14 protein-coding genes are annotated in these 21,203 nt (G+C 59.2%); 13 read left to right on the forward strand and 1 reads right to left on the reverse strand.

All coding sequences use genetic code 11. The annotated features are described in order from the left end of the window. Positions 1-3 precede the first annotated feature (3 nt). From ROLI_RS00735 to ROLI_RS00795, 13 genes are all read left to right on the forward strand, one after another. A complete protein-coding gene (locus tag ROLI_RS00735) occupies positions 4-459 on the forward strand; it encodes a phage tail protein (protein ID WP_187428039.1) in 456 nt (151 codons plus the stop codon). Continuing rightward, positions 459-632 carry a hypothetical protein gene (locus ROLI_RS00740; protein ID WP_187428040.1) on the forward strand — a complete coding sequence of 58 codons (174 nt, stop codon included), beginning with the start codon at positions 459-461 and terminating at the stop codon, positions 630-632. The genes ROLI_RS00735 and ROLI_RS00740 overlap by 1 nt, the downstream gene beginning before the upstream one ends. A 3-nt stretch (positions 633-635) precedes the next feature. Then, positions 636-1,322 (forward strand): peptidoglycan-binding protein, encoded by a 687-nt coding sequence (locus tag ROLI_RS00745; protein ID WP_187428041.1) that lies wholly within the window; start codon positions 636-638, stop codon positions 1,320-1,322. A 3-nt stretch (positions 1,323-1,325) separates the two neighbouring features. Further along, positions 1,326-3,092, forward strand: a complete 1,767-nt coding sequence (gene vgrG, locus ROLI_RS00750; RefSeq protein ID WP_187428042.1) for a type VI secretion system tip protein VgrG — start codon at positions 1,326-1,328, stop codon at positions 3,090-3,092. Positions 3,093-3,103: 11 nt separating this feature from the next. Beyond that, the gene (locus ROLI_RS00755; RefSeq protein WP_187428043.1) at positions 3,104-3,394 is read left to right on the forward strand and encodes a PAAR domain-containing protein; all 291 of its coding nucleotides are present in this window, start codon (positions 3,104-3,106) and stop codon (positions 3,392-3,394) included. A 1-nt stretch (position 3,395) separates the two neighbouring features. Further along, positions 3,396-3,833 (forward strand): GPW/gp25 family protein, encoded by a 438-nt coding sequence (locus tag ROLI_RS00760; protein WP_187428044.1) that lies wholly within the window; start codon positions 3,396-3,398, stop codon positions 3,831-3,833. Further along, entirely contained in the window at positions 3,830-4,780 is a 951-nt protein-coding gene (locus ROLI_RS00765; RefSeq protein ID WP_187428045.1) for a hypothetical protein, read from the forward strand. Before ROLI_RS00760 ends, ROLI_RS00765 begins: the two co-directional genes overlap by 4 nt. A 152-nt stretch (positions 4,781-4,932) precedes the next feature. Next, positions 4,933-8,865: a hypothetical protein gene (locus ROLI_RS00770; RefSeq protein ID WP_187428046.1), complete on the forward strand. Its 3,933-nt coding sequence runs from the start codon at positions 4,933-4,935 to the stop codon at positions 8,863-8,865. Further along, positions 8,862-9,719 (forward strand): hypothetical protein, encoded by an 858-nt coding sequence (locus tag ROLI_RS00775; RefSeq protein WP_187428047.1) that lies wholly within the window; start codon positions 8,862-8,864, stop codon positions 9,717-9,719. The genes ROLI_RS00770 and ROLI_RS00775 overlap by 4 nt, the downstream gene beginning before the upstream one ends. Continuing rightward, positions 9,716-11,881: a hypothetical protein gene (locus ROLI_RS00780; RefSeq protein ID WP_187428048.1), complete on the forward strand. Its 2,166-nt coding sequence runs from the start codon at positions 9,716-9,718 to the stop codon at positions 11,879-11,881. The genes ROLI_RS00775 and ROLI_RS00780 overlap by 4 nt, the downstream gene beginning before the upstream one ends. After that, a complete protein-coding gene (locus ROLI_RS00785) occupies positions 11,878-14,937 on the forward strand; it encodes a contractile injection system tape measure protein (RefSeq protein ID WP_187428049.1) in 3,060 nt (1,019 codons plus the stop codon). The genes ROLI_RS00780 and ROLI_RS00785 overlap by 4 nt, the downstream gene beginning before the upstream one ends. Next, positions 14,930-16,285 (forward strand): ATP-binding protein, encoded by a 1,356-nt coding sequence (locus tag ROLI_RS00790; protein WP_187428050.1) that lies wholly within the window; start codon positions 14,930-14,932, stop codon positions 16,283-16,285. The genes ROLI_RS00785 and ROLI_RS00790 overlap by 8 nt, the downstream gene beginning before the upstream one ends. Further along, positions 16,282-19,560 (forward strand): hypothetical protein, encoded by a 3,279-nt coding sequence (locus ROLI_RS00795; protein ID WP_187428051.1) that lies wholly within the window; start codon positions 16,282-16,284, stop codon positions 19,558-19,560. The genes ROLI_RS00790 and ROLI_RS00795 overlap by 4 nt, the downstream gene beginning before the upstream one ends. An 81-nt stretch (positions 19,561-19,641) precedes the next feature. On the opposite strand, the gene ROLI_RS00800 is transcribed toward ROLI_RS00795, so the two are convergent. Then, complete coding sequence (locus tag ROLI_RS00800) at positions 19,642-21,120, reverse strand: NAD-dependent succinate-semialdehyde dehydrogenase (RefSeq protein ID WP_187428052.1); 1,479 nt, start codon at positions 21,118-21,120, stop codon at positions 19,642-19,644. Positions 21,121-21,203: the final 83 nt, after the last annotated feature.

A 21,203-nucleotide genomic window follows, 5' to 3' on the forward strand; every position in this document is an offset into this window, starting at 1 on the left:
ACCATGAACTTGACGGACCCTCCTGTTGCGTTTCATTTCATGGTATCCTTTGTGGGCATTGTCCCACCGGTGCCCGATATGGCGTTTCAGGAGGTCTCCGGTCTCGAAAGGTCGATTGAGTTGGAATCTGTGACGGAAGGCGGTGAAAACCGCTTTATTCACCAACTGCCCAAACCGGTGAAACAATCCAACCTCGTGCTGAAACGGGCCATGACCACAATGGCGAGCGGGTTGGTGCAATGGTGTAAATCCACGCTGGAGGGGGATTTTTCGCAGGCCATCGTGCCCAAGGATATGGTGGTTTCGCTGCTCAGTGAAAGCCGTGCTCCGGTGGCGACCTGGTCGATCGGCAATGCCTATCCGATCAAATGGTCGGTGGGGGGGTTCGATGCGATGAAAAATGAACTGGCGATTGAGACAATCGAGTTTTCCTACACGACGCTCAAGAGGATGATGTGATGGCGGTAGAAATCGGCAGCCTTGTGGTGCGTGGCACCTTTGGAGCACCCGGCGGTAAGCCGGGTATCAGCCCCGAAGAGATGGAAGAACAGATGGCGATCCTGCGCCAATCGCTGCTGGATGAGGTGCGCGACATGATGCAAGAGGCGGACCGCCGCGCGCGGGAACGTTAAGGCGTGGCCAAGCTCAAGATCATCCGCTGCAAGGTCAACAATGATCAGATCGAGGCGCAATCCGGCGATGACAACATCTTTGAGGCCACGATAAACCCGGAAAAATACACCCATAAGATGGGCCTGAAATATTCCGGCACGTCACAAGCGGGCGCAGGGGCCATCGGAAAATCCGCGGCCATCACCAAATTCGCCAGCACGGAACCGGAAAAGCTGGACTTTTCGATCACGCTGGATGGCACCGGCGTTGTGGCGTCCACGCGCGACACGACGGTGGCCGATCAGATCACGAAGCTGCGCGATATCGCCTATGATTACGACGGCGATACGCATGAACCCAACCCGGTGAAGGTTGTTTGGGGCGAGGGGCTGGATGCGTTTTTTGGTCGCCTGACGAGCCTGTCGGTGGAATATACGCTGTTTCATCCGGATGGTGCGGCGTTGCGGGCCAAGATCACGCTCGCTTTTGTCGAGGCCATCACCGAGGCGCAGGAGGCGCGTGAGGCCGGGCGCAATTCCCCCGATATGACCCATATGGTGCGTGTGCGGCAAGGCGATACGCTGCCTTTGTTGTGCCAGCAGATCTACAGCGATGCGTCGCGCTATCTGGAGGTGGCGCGGCTCAACAATCTGGATGGGTTTCGCACGTTGGTTCCCAACACGCTTTTGCGTTTCCCGCCTGTGAGGTGATCTATGGCCGATAGTCCGACATTTGACACTGATGGCCCCGTGGGGGTGAGCATCAAGATCAATGGCAGCGCCATAAGTGACGTGCTTTTGGTGGCCTCCGTCAAGGTCTACAAGCAGCTCGGGCGGATTCCCGAAGCCGTTGTCACCATCGAGACCGGGTCGATCCCGGCCAATGAATTCGACGTGGTTGACGGGGCCGAGTTCGATCTGGGTGCGAAAATCGAGGTCTCCGCTTTTTATGGTGATGAGGCAGAAGGGTTGCTGTTCAAAGGTATCATCTATGGCAAACGCCTGCGCATTCGCGCCGCTGATCCGCCGCAGATGATCCTGACGTGCCGTGACAAGGCGGCGGTGATGAATGTTGTTTCAAAAACGACCCCTTTCGCCGATCAGAAAGACAGTGACGTGATGAGTAACATCATTAAACAAAGCGGCCTGACGGCGGATATCAAGGCCACGCAAATCGCGGCGCGGGACCAGTTGCAACACAATTGCACCGATTGGGATTTCCTGCGGATGCTGGCGGATCGCAACGGTTACATTCTGCTTAGCGACGATGAAAAGATCAAGGCCGCACCGCCCGATGTCAACGGGGCGGCGGTCCTGAGCCTGACTTTGGGGGTGGATATTATCACCTTTGACGCGGAGGCAGATACACGGGCATTGATCGGTGAGGCGTCCGGGCGTTCCTGGGACGAGGCGGGTCAGGATATTGTGGAGGAAGACGCAAAGGCACCCAAGGACCTCAAGTGGGGCAACCTCAAAAACGATGCACTGTCGGATGTGATCGGCGGGGCCAAGCGTGGTTTTGCCATCCCCGATGTGATGGATGCGGCAGATATGGGCGTCATCGCCTCCGCACGCAGGCTGCGCTCGTCCCTCTCGGCGCTTCAGGGCCGTTGTTCCTTTCAGGGCAACGCCAAGCCGCTGCCCGACACCATGATCGAAATCGCCGGGGTCGGTGAACGTTTTGGCGGCACCGCCTATATTTCCGGCGTGGAACAGCAGATCGAGAGAGGCGAGTGGACCACCGAGGTGATGTTGGGTCTGCCGGCGGATTGGCGTTCCGATGTCTCTGATCTGGGTGGGGCGGATGCAGCGGGGCTGACCACCCCGATCAGAGGGTTGCAGATTGCAACAGTCGTCACCCTCATGCAGGATCCGGATGACCGACTACGTGTGCAGGTCAAGCTTCCCATGCTTGGGATCGAAGAAACGCTCGTTTGGGCCCGGTTTGCCGCGCCCTATGCGACGGCGGACGCTGGGATACAATTCATGCCCGAAATTGGCGATGAGGTGGTTGTGGCGTTTTTGAACGCCGACCCCAATGCCCCCGTGATCCTTGGATCTTTGCACAATGGCACCGCCGCGCAACCCTATACGCCGGATGAACCCAATACGTTCAAGGGTATTGTAAGCAAGTCGCGGATGAAGATTGAGTTCGAGGATGAGAAGAAAATCCTGACGCTGGAAACCCCCGGCGGGCATAAGGTGGTGATGGATGATGACACGAACACCGTCACAATCACCGACAGCAACGGCAATGAGATGGAAATGGCCGCCGCCGGGATTGCTTTGGATAGCCCCGGCGATATCACGCTGACGGCCAAAGGAAAGATTGCGCTTGAAGCAGTACAGGATGTGACGGTCGAGGGCTTGAATGTCGAGCTGAGCGCAAACGCCCAGATCACCGCTTCCGGGAACGCGAGCGCAGAGCTTTCATCAAGTGGTCAGACGGTCGTCAAAGGCTCCATCGTGATGATCAATTAGGAGGATATGCCATGCCGCCCGCCGCCAGACTGACCGATATGCAAACCTGCCCGATGGTGACGGGGATCGTGCCGCATGTGGGCGGGCCGATTGTGGGTCCGGGCGAGGCGACGGTTCTGATCGTCAGCCTGCCCGCCGCCGTTGTCGGGGATAATTGTGTCTGTGTGGGACCGCCCGCGACCATCGTCAAAGGCTCCGCCACCGTGTTGATCGGGGGCAAACCGGCGGCGCGGATGGGGGATACAACCTCGCATGGCGGGGCGATTATTCTGGGCGCGCCGACCGTGCTCATCGGGGGTTGATATGGCACAGAACGATCCCTCTTTTCTGGGGCGCGGGTGGTCTTTTCCCCCGCGTTTTGATGGCTATACCGGGCAAGCCCATCTGTCCCACGGAGAAGAGGACATTGTTGAAAGCCTGCGGATCCTGATGGAAACCCGACCCGGCGAGCGGGTGATGCATCCGACCTATGGGTGCCGCCTGCACGACCTGGTTTTTGCGCCAATGAACGGGGAAACCAAAGCGGCCATTCGCGTGGCGATCACCCAGGCGATCCTGTTTTTCGAACCCCGGATCACCTTGAAATCGGTGGAGGTTGTGACCCGTGACTGGACAGGTGGCATCTTGCGGATCGCGTTGAGCTACACGGTCAATCAGACCAACACGCGCCATAACATGGTTTTCCCCTATTACATCAACGAGGGCACGCTGGTCTCTGATTTGCCTGTTGCCGCTACATGACACCGCTGCGCCCAACGGCCAGACCGCTCCGCGCTGGAGGCAGGCGGCTCTGTCTGACCTGGACGGTCCTGGCTGTCGCGCTGGCGGGATGTGGGCCTATCGAAGCGTTTAAGGCCAGTGCGGTCGGTGAGCGGTTGGGGCTCGCGCCCATCACGCCCTGTGATGTAAGTAAACTGGAAGGCAAACGCCTGATCGGGGCCTATTTGCGCCAGGTGACAGTGACGCAGGGGTTTGAGATGTTCTCGATCACCGGCGTTCCGCGCAGCACCGGTTTGCCCCGAAATCTCGACTTTGATGATAGCAAGATCAGACGCCTGTCGCTCTCACCGGACGGCGCATTGACAGGCTCAAGGCGCTCCACCATTACGGCGCGCGAAGGCTTTCCCAAAACCGCGACACTGCCTGCGGTCTATGACATGACGTACCGCGCGGAGCGGATTGATTACACGGGCCCCATGGTGGTCGGCACAAGTGCCACGGGGTTTGAAATTCCCACCACTGGCCGGGCTCTTTATGGCGGCACCGTGCAGCTTTCGATGACGCGCTTTCTGGAGGATGGAAGCGTTCAGACTTCCGATTCAACCGGCAGGTTCACCGTCGATATTGGATATGGGTCCGGGCGGGCGCGTTTCGATGTGAGTGCGCTTGAAACCACAGAAGGTGCCGCGTTGCCGTTTGACCGCCTGACCTGGGCCAATCTGGGGGTTTGCGGCACCCGTGTGATCAGTAGTGGCCAGGGAAACGTCAAGACCATCAGCGCAGAGGGCCGCGCGAGCAGCCCCTTTGTGATCGGGCGCGCGCTCGCCCCTGCGCGTTCAAATTTTGAATCAATGCAATTTGCAAATCAGGAACGTCCGGCACCGCCCGGCGCCTATGGCGGTATTTTCTCCATCGAAAGCGATATCGGGACGCTGTCGGCGGTTTTTCTATCGGATAATTCGCCCTAGGCGAGAACCTTTACCTTGCGTCATACCATTGGGTGCTGCACTCTGGATTTGGGGGAAATTAAGGTGCTGATCGCGGTATTCATGGGTGCCTCCGCCGGGTCGTTATGCGCGGCCAATATGAATATCTATCTCCTGTGTTGTGGTTGGATGTGTTGACAGACTGGAAAAATATCACGGTCACTCCGGGTGCCTTGGAACATCTGCGCTTGCCACAAGCCTTGGAGGATCCGTCGCTCAAGATCCTCCCCTTGACCCTGGCTCAGGCGTTTTCCCGTGCCGGGGATCGGTTGGGTGCGAGCGATGCTTATTTGCGCCTTGCCAAAGATGTTGGCCCCTGGGCGCGCCTGTTTTTGGCCGAACCGGCGTATGTGTTGTCGGAGTTGCTGTCGTTTCACGCCGGGGATGCGGCGCGCGCCTTTGAGACGGCGCTTGAGGAAAACCCCGATGATGCCGTGCAGCAGATCGGAGACCTGTCGCGGCGCTTACGGGATTGGATTGAGCGGATCGAGGCAGGTCAAAACCCGCAGTTTTCCAAACAGATCGACCAGATCAATGCCGAGGCTGATCTACTGGATCGTCTGAACGATATGTCGCGCAATAAATCCAGCGATATATTGGCCGGGGTCAAAAAATGGGGTGTATCGGCACGCGCATTGGCAGAGGACCGCGACGCGCTGTATAAGGCCCGCGCCATTGAAACGGGGTTGCGTGGCAATCACGCTGTGCTGCGCAATACGGTGGTCACGCTGCAACCAACCGCACAGGCCGCCTTTGACGCAAGGATTGCCTCCGGAGATATCGATCCCGCATTGGGTCTGTTGATTGCCGAATTGCGCACCTCGATGCTGGTTGAGACGCAGATCAACGCGTTTATGGACCGTTTTACGCAGTATTATTACCATGATGTCATCGGTCAAAGCCCCGCCGGTCCCTCAAAGGAACGGGTCCTGCTGCATCTGTACAACAGCCAGAAAACAGGCGTTCTGGAAAAGGGGACATCGCTTCAATCCCGATCCGGCGATGGCATGATCCAGCGGTTCGAAACAGAGACCACCGTCCCCGTCAGCCGGGCGCAGTTGGCGCGCACGACCGTATTGGCCTATGACATGGACCCGGCCATCTCGCTGAATGCGACGCTAAACGGCATCACCGGTGTGCGGGCAGCCTCCTATGCGCCGGGGCCTCGCGCTGTGAGCGAACCGATGTTTTCGCCCCGCACAAGCGGCCCGGTGCGCCTTGGTCTGGATCTTTCTTCTGCGATGTTCATGCTGGCTGAAGGGGAGCGTTGGATCGAAGTGTCGTTCAACATGGAGCGTCGCAGTGCGTTGCCGGCCATTTCCAGCCAGTCTCCCGACCGTGCCGCCCGCAAGGCGGACCCGGACCAGTTGGACCCTGATCTGGTATTGGCGCTGCGCGAGGATCCCGAATTGATCCAAGCCTTCAGCCAGTCCGACCTTGACGTGGGCGTGGATATGATCGCGCGCAAGGTACAGGCACTGGCAACCGAACGGCGTGTCACGCTCTCCTTGTCGCTGGTCTATGAGGTGCTGGCCCACCACGTGCTCGAAGTAAACGCCTTGCGCGTATTGCTGGGCCGGATCGTCACGCTCAGCCTGATCGAAACCCGCGTGTTTCCCAGCGGTAACTATTGGAACGCGCTGCGCACAAAGATCGACGTCTGTCGCTCTCAACTGAGCGGCCAGGCGGGCGTGGCTGCCAGTGAAACCGATCACCAGTCAATGATTTTCGATGCCTTTGACTCCACGCCGGATGGTACTTTTGTTCTGGCCCCCGAGGATGTGTTTGAAAAACTTCTCAGCGATGCGTTTGAAGTGACGTTGAGCACGGGGGCGGGGCCGGTAACCCCCAGTGTGACGCAGGTGCTTTCCAATATTCATGCGGATAACGCGGGCCTGACGCTCAAGTTGAAACTGGATGACAAGGTGGCGCCAATTGTCGGGCCTGATCCGACAAACGCCCCGGTTTTGTCTCTGCGCTATGCCAGCAGCGCGCGCATCTGTCCGGTGTCTTTTTTTGAACGCTACCACATCAAGAATTTCGATATTCGCGTAAAGGCCGCAGGAATTCGCCAGATTGCGGCGCTGTCGGATGACGGACCGGTTGCAACCGGCCAGAACTTCATGCCTTTTGGTGCGCGGCCCAAAGATGGCGCATCCCTCTGGGTGGGGTGTGCCGAAATGGCGATCAAGCCTGTGACGGACGTGGGTGTCACGCTGACATGGGCGCAAACACCGGGGAAAATCGGTAGTTTTGAGGGCCATTACGCGCATTATGCCAATCGCAAGGACATACCGGACCCGAAGCTGACGCTCGCGTTCCTCAGCGCGGATGGCTGGAAAGGTCTGGGTGCGCGCGCCCTGCCGATGTTTGAACGCTCGGATTTGGGCGAATTGAGCCCTGATTGGTCTTTTGAAGGCGCGCTTTATGCGCCTTCCAACCCCACCGACCGTGTGGTGACGCCGCAAGATTTCCATGCTCGCCAAAAGGTGCCTGCCGGCATGATCAGCCTGAGCTTGAGCGATACGGCGAATGGTTTTCTGGCGGATGAATACCCGCTTGCCCTGGTCAAGGCGATGCGCCCACGGCTCTTGCCACCGCCCCTTTTGCCGCCCCGCCCGGTGCCGCCTGCGCCCTTTGTGCCACAGATTGCACGGATGTCGCTGTCCTATACCGCGCAGGCCAAGATCGAGATCAATGCCCCCCAGACCGCGCGCGCGGGCGAAAAAGTCGTGCAGGTCGGGGCCTTCGGGCAGGTCGAGGTTTTCCCCAAGCGGACCCTGCGTCATGTGACGCTGTTTCCGCCCCGGCTCGGATATGGGCATCTGTTCATTCAGATCAGCGGGCGGGATGCCACGGGGCCTTTGACGCTGTTGTTCAATGTGGCGGAGCGCGGGCATTTGCGCCGGGTGCCGGAGGTTAATCCGATTGCCTGGCACTATTTGACCTTTGCCGGATGGGCACCACTGCCTGCGACGGCAATTGCCTCAGACAGCACCGCTGGTCTGATGCGGTCGGGACTGGTCGCGATCAACCTGCCCGAAGATGCCCTGCGTGTGAGTTCGGAAATGCCGGGTGAGGGCGCATGGCTTGCCGCAGTGGCCACGAAACCCGACCTCAGCGTCTTTCCCAGTGTCACCTCGATTGAAACCAACGGGGTCTGGGCGTTGTGCAGCGACGCAACATTTGCCAAATCGCCCGGCGCGCGCGTCTGGACTTTTGAGCCACCGCAAGCCGGGCTGCGCGCGCCCGTCGAGGTGCCCGTGGTCGCCGATGTCCGCCCGCCGGAGACACCGCGCGATTTCAAGGCGCGTGTCGGCGAGAGGCTACGGCATCGTAAACGCGCGGTGACGCCCTGGGACGTGGAGCGCTTGGTGCTGGACGCCTTTCCGCAGGTCTGGATGGTCAAATGCCTGCCGCATCTGGACCGCCATACGCCGCGCCCCGCACCGGGTCAGGTCACGGTGATTGTGGTGCGCAAACCCCCGCGCCTGCCAGCCGGTGCCCCGGCGAGGCCAGAGGTGTTTGACGTGGCCACTTTGCAACGAATCCGGGATCATCTGCGCAATCTGGGCTCTGAATTCGCGTCTTATGATGTCGCAAATCCGAGCTTTGAACGGCTGCATGTCCGGGCCAGCCTGGTATTTGAATTTGACCGCGATGACGGTGCTGTGGCGCAACGCCTCAAAACCCATCTCAACCGGTATTTGTCGGTCTGGACGGGCTCTGATGCGCTGGCGCGGTTTGGCTGGTCGCTCAACGTCAAGCTGTTGCGCGCGCATATCAATGCGCTGGAATATGTGCGTGCGATCAATGATTTTTCGGTATTGCACCTGGCCTCGGATGACGCCGGGACGCATATGCTGATGGATACCGCACAAACGGATACGCGCGGGCCACACGGGCCCTGGATCACAGCCGCACGGCCATGGAGTCTGCCGCTGTCGACGATTGATCACGCGCTGACGCCACTTTTGAAACCACAGGATGACAGACCGACCCAAAGTGGCATTGGGCGGCTGTCAATCGGTGACATGCTCATCGTGGGCCAGGGAATGAACTCGTGACAAAACAAGACCGCACCACGCTCAAATCCTTTTTCCGCGAGGGCGCGCTGCCCACCGCGGAACATTACCGCGACCTGATCGACAGCAATGTGAACACGGTCGAGGATGGGTACTCCAAGACGGCCATTGACGGGTTGAACCTGAATTCCGTCGGCACCTCCCTGCGCGTGATGAGCCTCTATCAGGGTCTCAGCACCCCCACGCCTTCCTGGACGGTGGAACATGGTACCACCACATCCGGGCAGGCCCCCGGCGCGTTGCATTTCAAACCGCACCTGGGTGCGCAGGCAAACCAGATCGACACCAACACCCCGTCCAAACAGGCTCAAGGGCTGAGCCTCACACGGGACGGTCGCGCGGGGTTTGATACGGAAAACCCCGCATGGCGTCTTGACGTTAATGGCGTGGCGCGTATGGCGGGCCGGGTGGGGGTGACCTCGCCCGACATCGCCCATATTCCCGCGGATGGAAAATGGCACGACATCACGCCCGCGATGACCGGGTGTCAGGCGTTTGAGGTCATGGCCGGCGCCGGTGCCGAGGTGAACGCGGGTCATTATGCCATGCTGCATGCCATCGCGATGAACGCGTTTCATCCGCGTAATCCGATCCTGAACTGGCTGTTTGGGCGGCGCCGCATCAAGGCGCAGACGGCGGTTTATGGCAGCTATGCGGATCGTCTCAAGCTCCGCTGGATCGCGACCGAAGAGCGCCATCATTTCAAGCTGCAACTGCGCTCGAACGCCAATTACGGCGCGGGCAAGAACATTCGCTATTACCTGACGCGCCTGTGGTTTGATTCGCTGATGGAGGGATCACGCCGCAATACCGACCGCGACGAGGGGCTGTTATGACGCCCCCGCCCGCACCACAGAGTTTCGAAACGCTGCGTCATGCCGCGATCGGATTTGCGCAGGCGGCTTCGGGCAATATCTGGACCGATTTCAACCTGCATGACCCTGGCGTGACCCTGCTGGAGCAGACCTGTTTTGCCCTGAGCGAAGTGTCCTATCAGGCGACCCACGAAACGGCCGACCTTTTGACTGACGAAAAGGGCGATATCCGTTTCGCGCCCATGTCGCTTTTCCTGCCCCGGCAAACCTTGCCCGGCAACCCGGTCACCCTGCTTGATATCGCCGCGCAACTGTCTGAAGTGCCTGGAATTGCGAGAGTTTTGATCTCGTGCGGACCACGCGCGGGGCTGCTCAATGTCGTCATCATTCCGGCAGGTGGGTCCCCCGATGCCGCGCGCCAGGACGCGGATATCAAAGCGGGTGCCAGGATCATGCGGGCGTTTCGCGCGCGTCGTCCATTGGGCTGTGACATTCACCGGATGCGTGTTGCAAAACGCGTCTCTGCGCGCCTTGCCGGGAGCGTGCAGATTACCGGAACGGCCATTCCCGAACGCGTGGCAGCGGAGATCTACTACCACGTGTCGGCGATTCTGCGCGGCCAGGCCACGGGGCATGACACCAGTGTCGGGGCCACGCGCAAAACCGTGTTTGACCACCCCCAGACCTTCTTGCACGCGCCCTCCGATCAGGACGGCAAGGTGCCCAATCTGGAGGATCATCTTGCGTCTTTTCGAAAAATCCCCGGCGTCATCGATATTTCCAGCTTCTCCCTGACGCGCCAGATTCCGGTGCCAAAAGACGGTGATGCGCGCGAAGACGTTCATTATCTGGACTTGACCTTGCCCGACACGGTTGCGGATATCGAGTTGGAATTGACGTTGGACGGGTTGCCATTGAAGCTCGACCCGAGCGGCATCCTCGAAGAGTTCGTGCGTGTTTCGGCGGATCATATCGCACATGCGCGCCACCACTTGGATGGGTCCGACTGGATTTTGCCCGCGGCCGGTCAGCGGCGCAATTTCGACGTCGCATCGATTGATGCGCTTTTGCCAGGCGTTTACCGCGCCGGTTTGAAAAGCACGCCGGAGGCCGCGTTAATGACGCAGTATCGCCAGGCAGTGAACGCGCATGTTGATGATATGTCCGCCACCCTGCGCGATTTGCCGCGGTTTCTGAGCGCAAGTACGGATGCGACGACCGATGATCCAGCGGTGCAGCGTCGGCGTATCGCGCTTTTGGATGTTCTCATCGCCCATCAAGGGGAGGAAATGCCAGAAACCCTGCATGCCGGGCTGCACAGCTATCGCACTGCCGCCGAGCGCGCTGCTTTCGAGCTGCGCTGGCGGTTGGATTATCTGACGGCGCTACCCAATCTCAATCGGGGCCGAGGAACAGGGCCCAATGGCGAAAACCCCGGTGCCTTTCTGCTCAAATTCCGGCAGCTGGCGGACCTGCAACATCCGCGCGACCTTGTGCAGGGGCTTGAACGGTTGGATCTATCCCTCGCGGACGGGGCAGACAGGATCGATCCGGATTTTGCCCGTCTTGATTTGATGTTGCCCGATAACCCCTTTGACATGCTCGTACCTCACCAGCCCGACGCGCAACCGTTGGATGACGCGGCCTTGCGTGCCGCCAGCCCGTGGATCACGCAGAACACATGCCCTGCGGAATTGTTCATTCTATGCGCTGATCCTCGATCGTTTTTGGTGTCACAAACCGCCGATGGTGATTTTGCGGTGTTCTTTGATGCGCAGAGCCCCACGCATCTCTATACTTGTGGGCGTTTTGAGACGCTCGAGGCGGCAACGGGTTTTGCTCAACGGCTGCGCGCAAGCTGGAAGGCGTTGCATGCCAACGCCGAAGGTGCCTATCTGATCGAGGACATTCTGCTGCGCAACGCCAGTAGCGATTTCATTTCCAACAGTGCCACAATGGTGATGACGGGGTGGACCGCGCGGACCGGCCAGGCGACCTATCGCGCCTATGTGACACGGTTGATCGAAACACATGCCCCGGCCCATATGAAGATTGACGCGCTCTGGATGGACCCTGAGGCGATGGCCCGTTTTGAGGATTTATTCGATAAATTCAATTCGGGCAGCCAAGACGCAAAACGCGAGATCCGGGCCTTGCTGGCCGACGTGAAGGCGGGATCGTGACGCGCGCCACTGCTCAGATGACCAAGGTGCCGGCACAGGCCCATGCCATCACACGCATGACTATTGATTTTGATGTGGTATCGCAAAACGGGGATCTTGCGACGCCCGAAGCCGTTTTGATGCGATCACGGGAACATTTATTGCCTGTTCTGGAGCAGGTGCTGAACGATGCTTCTGTTGCGGGCGGCGTTGCGCGGATTGATCTGTTGGAAATTGATCTGGGCGACTGGCCGGATGCGCCTGACTGGCGGGATCTGCGCCGGGTGTTTGCGGAAAAGCTGACCAGTGCGCTGCACCCGTTTTTGACATGGCCAAAGAGCGCTCAGGTCTCAGCAGGTGATGAAACGCCCCACGCGCATTTTGCATCGCCGCCAGCCGGACAAGAAGCAGAGACCACCGCATCGCTGGCCAAGCGGCGCGCATCAGAGGAGCAGGACGGGGGATCGCGGCCGGGGTTTTTTGAGGCTTTATCGGCCTTTTTGTCGCGGATAGAGCGATTGCGATACCGCGAGGTCGATCCCGTGCGGCGCGGTGGCATGGCGCGGCTCCTTCGGGCGATGGACGTATCACGTCACGCTGATGGTTCAAAAAACAACGCTGGCAGTCTTCTGCAAGAACGGATTGAGGCGCTGGACGCTACTGCACAGGAAATACTCGACGCGTTGATCCAATTGCCGCAGGTGCCGTTCGACGCGCCCCCATCGCATTGGCGCGCCCATCGCGAAGCTGCACCCGTCGTGGCCCCGGAGGCGACCCCAAATCTGTACGGGCATGAACGCGTAGAAAACCGCGCTGTAACGGCGCGGGGCCACCCGGCGGATCCGACAACCTCTGAGGCTGTGGAAACGACGGTCCCCCAAAACGCGTCGGATCACACCCTCGATTATCCCAGCGATCGCCCAGCCGAGCAGCGTCGCGAGATTGCTGTCGCAGAGGGTTCCCCGGTTCCAGTTGCCGCGCAAAATGTCGGCGCGACGCTGGTGGACCACCTTGAGACGGCAACGTTGCGCAGTGTCGAGATCGAGACGGCCCTCGCCTTGCTGCTGGAAAAAAATGGTCTGTCACTTCGGGCCGCTCGGGATCGCGCCCAGGCCATTGCGCCTCATATCGCGATCCGAACGGGTGCGACGCAGCGCAGAGCACGCCCACCAGCGCCGTCCCGCCTGAGCAACCCCGATGAAATCGCAGACCGGAGCAACAAGCCTTTGCCCCCCGTGGAAATCGCGCGCGCGCAGGGGTCAGGAAAAAGCCCGGAAGATCTTTTAAAGCAAGGGCCTGCGGCGCGCAGCGAGGCCCTGCAGGGGTGGTTGGAATTGCTGAGAGCGGCGGGACATGCGCCTCGAGATGCCCGGGGTCTGTTGGATTTTATCTATGGTGAAGATGTGGCGCTGCGATCAGCGCAGGAGGTTCGCACGGATGCATCTTTTGGCGCGGCAGTACCCGTCCCGGATGAGGCGTCCAAACCGGCAGCGGTGCAAGATCGCGCCGATCATTTGGCGAAAAGACCGACCGCGCCCCTTCCGAATAAGCCCCCAGCACAAGCACCCGTTACCGGCACGCGCCCTGATGCGGGCGCATCGCCAATCCCGGCCGCACGTCATACAGATGCTGTTACACCACGAGGAGATCGAAGGCCCGAGTCGCAGGCTGAACGCATTTCGCGTGGTGTCGGGGATATCGCTGATACGGGAGGACCATCGGATGTTATCTCCGTGGCATCGACCGTTCTCATGCTTGCAGAGCTTGTCGATACGCAGAGCGGTCGACATTGGCGGGCTATGCTTGATGTCATCTGGTCTGCTTTGCCAGATCGGTTAGGACAAGCCTTTGATAAAGAATATATAAATACGTTTGGGATGACGCATGATGTGTCTGGAAAACCCGGCACTGCGACGCTGGAGGGGCGACAGAACAGGTCTGATACGGGCAATGAGCCGCATCGCATCACGCGGCCCCTGGGGCACCAACCGGGCGCCGCATCGGCCCCAGATGGGCAGGCGTCGAAATCGAAAGAACCTCCGCCTGGAGGCAATACCGGGGAACCACGGGAACAACCGATTGATGATGCGGATGAGCGCGCGGCACCGGACAGATCAACCAACGCGGGGGGGGCAGGAGGAGACCTTGACGCGGCCCCTCATCCTGATCAGGCATTATCAGCGCCGCATCAAACCCGAACCCCGTCCGATCCAACGCAGCCCGGTGCGTCTGATGATACCATCACACCCGCCCTGCAAAACCACGACCGCGACTACCTGCGGGCGGTGATGGCGCTGGTGACGGCGCAGCGGGGTTCATCTGAGCAGTTTACGTCCTTTTTGGAAGACGAAATGCGCCAGTTGTTCCCGGACATGCAGCAGCGCCGTAGCGCCCTGCGTCAGATCGCCGCCCGCCTCAGCTATAGCGATGGTGCCACGGCCCCAGGTTTGAGGCATCAGGCACTGGCAGCGGTCGAAGCATTACTATCCGAGCCCGTGAAAGCCGCGGAAAACAGCACACGGCAGGAAGGTGGTGAGGCCAGTGCAATCGCGCCTCAAGGCGATGAGGCCTATCTATCTCAGCGGGGCGGATTGGTCCTTTTCTTCCCCTTCGTAACGCTCTTGTTCGAGCGGTTGGACCTGTTGGACAAAAACCGCCAATTGCCAAAGCAAAACATCCCCGCCGCGCAACGCGCGCTGCAACTTCTGGCCGACAGCGCCGCGCCACAGGATCAACCCCCTGATCCGGTTGAAAAGTTATTGCTTGGGCTTGCACAGAATTGGACCCCGGCACCTGTACCGGCCCAAAATACGGCTGATGTTGAGCTCATCGACAGCCTGCTTGTTTCCGTGATCGAGCGGTGGGGCGCGCTTGGTCAGACATCACCGGATGGGCTGCGCGATGCCTTTATCCGGCGCGATGCGATCCTGAGACGTCAGGAGAACGGCTGGCTTTTGCATGTTGAAAGCGGCCCGTTTGACATGCTGCTTGACCGTTTGCCCTGGAGTTTCGGAACTGTCGCCCTGCCGTGGATGCCGGAGCCCTGTACCGTGCATTGGAGAAACACCGATGCCTGATGCAAACCTGAGCACCGTCGCCAAGGATGCGCCTGTCTGTGATCACGCGCGTGCGATCAGTATGGAACTTGCCTGGCTTGCAGAGGTGATCGAAGGACGCCTGCAACATTTTTTCGCTGGAGACCGTGCCGAATTTGCATTCCCCGCCCCGCCCGCGCTGCCTCCCGCCTCCGCTTTGGGGCAATTGGTGGATCGTACTGCTCTGACGGGTAACGCACGGCTGATCCTCGCACTTGCACTCGCGCCGCATGTCCACTCTGCGATCCTTGACCCCTTCTTTGTCAAAAATAAACCGATCGATCGGGTGTTCTCGCAATTTGGTGGCGTCATCAGCGACAACGCGTTTTATCCCACGGCTCAGACGGCGCTCTTTCTGGTGGCAGGCGCGGATTCTACTGCGCGTATCCAGGCAATGCATTATTTCGACGTGGATAATCCGCTGCGTCGATACACCGGGCTGGAGTTGGGCGCGGTGACGCAGACCGCCTTTGCCGCAACGCTGCAATTGCCTGTGCACCGGGTTGTGGCGCTCTGTGAAGGCTCCCCGCCCCGGCCGGATTTTGCGCCGGGCTTTCCCGCCAAGCGCCTTGAGACGGGGCTGGATTGGGCAGATCTCGCCTTGCCGCGTGATCTGCACCACAACCTTGGCCATATCATCGCCTGGCTCGAAAATCGTGATCGTATATTGGGCGACTGGGGGTTGTCGCGTCACTTCGGCGAGGGGTTCAAGGCCCTGTTTTATGGCCCGCCGGGTACGGGCAAAACGCTGACGGCGTCGCTTTTGGGCAAGCGTACGGGCTTGGATGTCTACCGTGTGGATTTGTCGATGGTGGTGTCCAAATATATCGGGGAAACCGAGAAAAACCTTGGTGTGGTCTTTGACATGGCTGCCGAGCGCGAATGGATTTTATTTTTCGACGAGGCGGATGCGTTATTTGGCAGTCGCACGGCCACGACCTCCTCCAATGACCGCTATGCCAATCAGGAAGTCTCCTATCTATTGCAACGCATCGAGGACTGCCGCAGCCTTGTAATCCTCGCGACCAACCTGCGTGGCAATATCGATGATGCGTTCTTTCGCCGGTTCCAGATGGCGCTGGGATTTTCGAGACCGGATAAAGAGCAGCGCAAACAGATATGGTCCGGCCTGCTGGCGCATGTGCCTGTGGCAGGCGATGTGGATATTGACAAGATCGCGCAGGATCACGGGCTTGTCGGTGGGTCGATCACGAATGTGGTGCGCCATGCCGCGATCACCGCGTTGCGGCGCAATTCCGAAACCGTATCCAAGCAAGATATTCAAAGCGCCATTTCCAGCGAAATGCGCAAAGAAGGACGTACCGCATGACCCTGCTCATTCGTAACCTGTTATTAATGCTTTGTTTTATGCTCTCTTTTGTTCCGGGAAGCGTACAGGCGCAGCAAAATGAGCCGGGATTTTGTCAGCCCCTTTTTGCCGATTTAACCGCCGCGGAACTCTTTGATGCACAAAAGCGCGCCGATTTCAGCGCGCGGACCAGGGATCAAAACCAGCGTAGTTTGTTTGCGACGATGCAGAGCGGGCTGGCGACGGCCTTGCAGGACCCAAACCCGTTGCTGCGCGATGATACATGGGGCGATTATACCCGCAACGGGCTGGCGCGATTATGTCAAGAAATTCCGGATCTAACGGCTGAAAACGGGGCCACAGAGACGATCAAACTGGCGGTCGAATTCGGCGAATTGACCAGTTATGTGCCGTTTTGGCGGGGACGTTTGACGGCGGTAGATGATTTTTTACCGATGGGGCCGGATACCACGCCAAACCTGACGCTGTTGCGTCTTGCCGGATCGCCAAGCAGCACGGCAGCGGTTCTGCGTCCAAGCAGTGGTGATGGCTGTGCCGGTCTGACGGGTGCCGCTCTGTCACAGCGGGCTCAGGTGGCTTTTGACACTCTGGCACCCGGTGGCACGCTTGAGACCTTATGCGCTGTCTTGCCGGTTTTTCCGGGCGGGGCGGGCTTTGCTGATGCGCTTGATGCCTATGGCAAGCTGGAGGCGGCTTTTCCGGGCGCGCTGGATAAATTGCGGGATCCGGCTTTCGCCAGATGGATGGCCAAGGATCTGCAAAACCGCCTGTTCTTGCTGGCCGGGACGCGGCACACGGTGACGTTCTTGTTGCGCGCATTCGCGAAGACAATACCTGATGCACCCCTCACGGATCCTGCGGGTGATCCCCCCTCTTGTCAGGTGGCCTCAAACCCCACGACCCTGACCTTCTACAATTTTGATCAGCCACAGCTCGACCTTCTTGTACAAACCATTGACGTTGCCGGGCTTTTGGCCCCTCTGGCCGAGCAGAGTTTCTCCAGCGCGGAGCTGCTGAACGCCGCCATACGCGGTGCCCTGGCGGAGGCGTTGGATCTGTGTACGGTGGACCGGATCAGCCAGCTTGTGCTGGGTTCTGACCCGCTTGGTCTGCGGTTTCAGCTTGATCCGCAACGCGTGGCGGGCTTCGTGCTGAACCCCGATTTGCTCGATAGTGCACCGGTTCTACAGCCGCTCACCGGGGTCAAGACCGCCAACCGCGATGATCTTATCGCGGGGTTGGAAATCAACCTGTCCAACGCCTTGAGCGCCGCCTTGAATGCGCAGATCGAAGAGGCTGCCGACTTGTTGAGCGCCGCCGCTGAGGAGGTAAGCGAACCTCTGGATGCGGCACGCGTTGACCCGGAAAACTTCGACCCGCTCGATTTGCCGCCCCTGATCGGGGTGACAGACGCCAGCGTCACCGCAGCCCTGCAAACCCTGCCCAACGAGGCTTTCAAACAGGCGATCTATGACGGGCCGTTCCTGACAGGGACCAATGTCGAATTGATCAAGGCAGATGTGCGCGCCTTGTTGCGCCCGCTGGTTGCGGATCAGGTAAAGGACATTGTGGCGCGCGACATGGCACTGATCGACGCGGCGATCAGCAGTGACTGGCAGCTCACACCAGACTTGCTTGACCGGATCATGAGCGTGGAAGGCGTGGCACAAAGTGCGGGTGATCCAAGTGCTGCCAACCTTGAAGAGCGCATGCAAAGCCTGTTGCGCATCACCTATCCCACCGAACGCCTGTTTCAGGCGGCGTTGAACACGATCCCCGCTGCGACCGGTCAATTGGTGAGCGCGCCGCTGTCGCCGGACTTGAACGCGCGGGCGATCAAAGTGGCGACGACCAGTCTTGAAAATCCCAATGACCCGCGCGTGACGGGTAATTTTGCAGCACCGGATTGCAACTGCGTGCCCAAGCGGAATTTGCCCGATAACAGCCATGTTTATGGGTTTTACCCCTTCTGGTTCTCACCGCTTGAAGAGGCGGCGCGTGAAAACCCCGAGGCGGTTCTGGCCCCCGCGCCGATCGATTTCGGTATGATCAGCCGCATCGCGTTTTACGGATTGGAATTCCAGTTCGAGTTCCCGCAGGCCGCTGCCGGGGATCGTAACCTGCAACTCAAGAACCTGACGCATTGGGTGAAGATGAAGCGCGATTTCATCAATTCCGCGCATCAGCACCGCGCCGAGGTGGACCTGGCTTTTGATCTGCGCAATTGGGCGGCGTGGTCGGAAGTCGAGCAAACCTATGCGATCGAGCGCATCGTGGATCATTCAGGCCCCATCGCGCGATTGCAGGACCGCTCGCTTGCAGGCGTCAGAAACGCGATACCGACGCTTTTTGACGTTATGCAACCTGACGGCGTGACGCTGATTTTTGAGGATTACTCGGGCCGCCCGAATGATGAGATCAACACCAGCAAGATGATCCGCATCATCCGGCAGGTTCAGGATGCGCTCGAACCGCGCGGGCAGACGGTCAATCTCGCCTTTGACTTTTCGTTGATCGACGTGCCGCCGAGCGAAGCCTTGATGAATGATCTGCGCGAATTATTGATCCCCGGCGAAGATGGCGAGAAAACCGTCGACAAAATCCTGGTGTTTCTGGAACGCCCGACGACGGAGACCAAAAAGAACCTGCGCGCGCGCATGGATCAGGGTGATTTTCGCGGCACGGAGCGCTCCACCGTGTTGCGCAGTTTCATCCCCATACTGCCCCCGAGTGCACATGAACAGGTTAAACAACGTCTGCTAGACGGGCAGGACCCGGACCCTGACGCTGATGCCTTCAGCCAGTTTTTGGATGATGTCGTGTATTTTCAGGATAACTTCGCAGGTATTGGCTTCTGGCCCGTACCACTGCCGGATGGTGTTGAAACGCCGGCGTTGAACGAGATCATTGCCACGGAATGGAACGCGGCCACGCTGCCGGTGCAGCTGACGTTGATACAGGGCAGTTTTGATCAGGTCTGCACCTGGTCCTGCCCGCGGCGCGCTTATATCACGCTGGTTGCAATGGCGGTTTTTGCGGTGGTCATCCTGTTGACCTGGCGGTCATTCTACAGTGGGTTGATCGACAAGATCGCCTTCAAGATGGGCGTGGTGCGCATTGGTGTGGCCGGTGTTTTCGTGATGCTTGTGATCCTGAGCACCTGCGATCACAAGGCGTTCTGGCCTCCGATACTTCTCATTGCGTTGATTGTATTTCTGCTTTTGACGCTTTTGGGAACGATCATCCAGCGTGCGCGTAACGGTCCCAAACCGTGACGCAAAAGCAGGGCCGCAAAATCGACGGGTGCGCATAAAAAAGGCCGCGCAGGGCGGCCTTTTTCGATAGATTTGTGAAGATCACACGCTCATGCAGATGTATTTCATCTCCAGATAATCGTCGATCCCGTGATGCGATCCTTCGCGACCCAGGCCGGATTGTTTTACCCCGCCAAAGGGTCCGACTTCGGTCGATATGATACCGGTATTCACACCGACGATCCCGTACTCCAGCGCTTCAGCGACCTTATAAACGCGGCTCAGATCCTTGGCATAAAAGTACGAAGCCAAACCAAAAATCGTGTCATTGGCCATCGCGATCACTTCGTCTTCATCCTCGAATTTGAACAGCGGGGCAAGTGGCCCAAAGGTCTCCTCCGACGCCACTTTCATATCCTGCGTTACGCCGGTGACGATTGTGGGCTCAAAGAAGGTTCCGCCCATTTCATGCGCCTTGCCCCCCGTCAGGATGGCACCGCCATGCGCGACCACATCTTCCATGTGTTCCTTGACCTTTTCCACCGCGTCCTTGTTGATCAGCGGGCCGGTGGTGACACCTTCCAACAGGCCATCGCCGACCTTGAGGTTCTCGACGGCCACTTTCAGCTTGGCGGCAAAGGCATCATAGACGCCCGCCTGCACATAGATACGGTTGGCGCAAACACAGGTCTGGCCGTTGTTGCGAAACTTGCACAGCATCGCGCCTTCGACGGCGGCGTCCAGATCGGCATCGTCAAACACGATAAAGGGCGCGTTGCCGCCCAGTTCCATGGAGCATTTCATCACTTGATCGGCGGCTTGCTTGAGCAGGATGCGCCCCACTTCCGTCGACCCGGTGAAGGTCAATTTGCGCACTGCCGGGTTTTCGCAGAACTCTTTGCCCACGGCGGAGGAGGACGAAGACGGCACCACGTTGAACACGCCCGCCGGAACGCCCGCGCGTTCGGCTAAAACACCCATCACGATGGCGCTGAGCGGTGTTTCGGCGGCAGGGCGTGCGACAAAGGCGCAGCCAACGGCCAAAGCGGGGGCTGCCTTGCGCGTGATCATCGCATTGGGGAAATTCCAGGGCGTGATTGAAGCGGCCACGCCAATGGGTTGTTTCAAAACGGTAATACGCTTGTCGCGTTGATGGCCGGGGATGGTTTCGCCGTAAACGCGCTTGGCCTGCTCGCCCATGAATTCGATAAAGCTGGCCCCGTAAGCGATCTCGCCTTTGGCCTCGGCATGCGGCTTGCCCTGTTCCGCCGTCAGGATGGTTGCCAGATCATCGGCGTTTTCCATCATCAGATCGAACCACTTGCGCATCACGCCCGCGCGTTCCTTGCCGGTCCAGGTGGCCCATTCCTTCTGTGCCTTTTCGGCCTGCGCAATCGCGCCTGCGACCTGAGCGCGGCTGAGATTGGCGACAGAGGCGATCACATCGCCACGCGCAGGGTTGATCACGTCGAACGTCCCGTCGTCCCCATCCACCCATTGCCCACCGATATAGGCGCGGGTTTCCAGCAGGCTGGGGTCTTTCAAAAGAGATTTGAGGTCGGTGTTTAGAATATCTGTCATTTCGGGTCCTCCGCGAAAATGTCTATGGCTCTCAAACCAACTCTGAGTATGATTGTCCAGTTCCGAAGAGGAGGGAGAGCGAA

Origin of the sequence: Roseobacter fucihabitans, from assembly GCF_014337925.2 — a bacterium.
In the GTDB taxonomy this organism is placed as follows: Bacteria; Pseudomonadota; Alphaproteobacteria; order Rhodobacterales; family Rhodobacteraceae; genus Roseobacter; species Roseobacter fucihabitans.

Bases quoted from the DNA above. Each gene is read 5' to 3' on its own strand.
- ROLI_RS00735 (WP_187428039.1), top strand. From the start codon at position 4: ATGAACTTGACGGACCCTCCTGTTGCGTTTCATTTCATGGTATCCTTT.
- ROLI_RS00740 (WP_187428040.1), top strand. From the start codon at position 459: ATGGCGGTAGAAATCGGCAGCCTTGTGGTGCGTGGCACCTTTGGAGCA.
- vgrG (WP_187428042.1), top strand. From the start codon at position 1,326: ATGGCCGATAGTCCGACATTTGACACTGATGGCCCCGTGGGGGTGAGC.
- ROLI_RS00755 (WP_187428043.1), top strand. From the start codon at position 3,104: ATGCCGCCCGCCGCCAGACTGACCGATATGCAAACCTGCCCGATGGTG.
- ROLI_RS00760 (WP_187428044.1), top strand. From the start codon at position 3,396: ATGGCACAGAACGATCCCTCTTTTCTGGGGCGCGGGTGGTCTTTTCCC.
- ROLI_RS00765 (WP_187428045.1), top strand. From the start codon at position 3,830: ATGACACCGCTGCGCCCAACGGCCAGACCGCTCCGCGCTGGAGGCAGG.
- ROLI_RS00780 (WP_187428048.1), top strand. From the start codon at position 9,716: ATGACGCCCCCGCCCGCACCACAGAGTTTCGAAACGCTGCGTCATGCC.
- ROLI_RS00790 (WP_187428050.1), top strand. From the start codon at position 14,930: ATGCCTGATGCAAACCTGAGCACCGTCGCCAAGGATGCGCCTGTCTGT.
- ROLI_RS00795 (WP_187428051.1), top strand. From the start codon at position 16,282: ATGACCCTGCTCATTCGTAACCTGTTATTAATGCTTTGTTTTATGCTC.
- ROLI_RS00800 (WP_187428052.1), bottom strand. From the start codon at position 21,120: ATGACAGATATTCTAAACACCGACCTCAAATCTCTTTTGAAAGACCCC.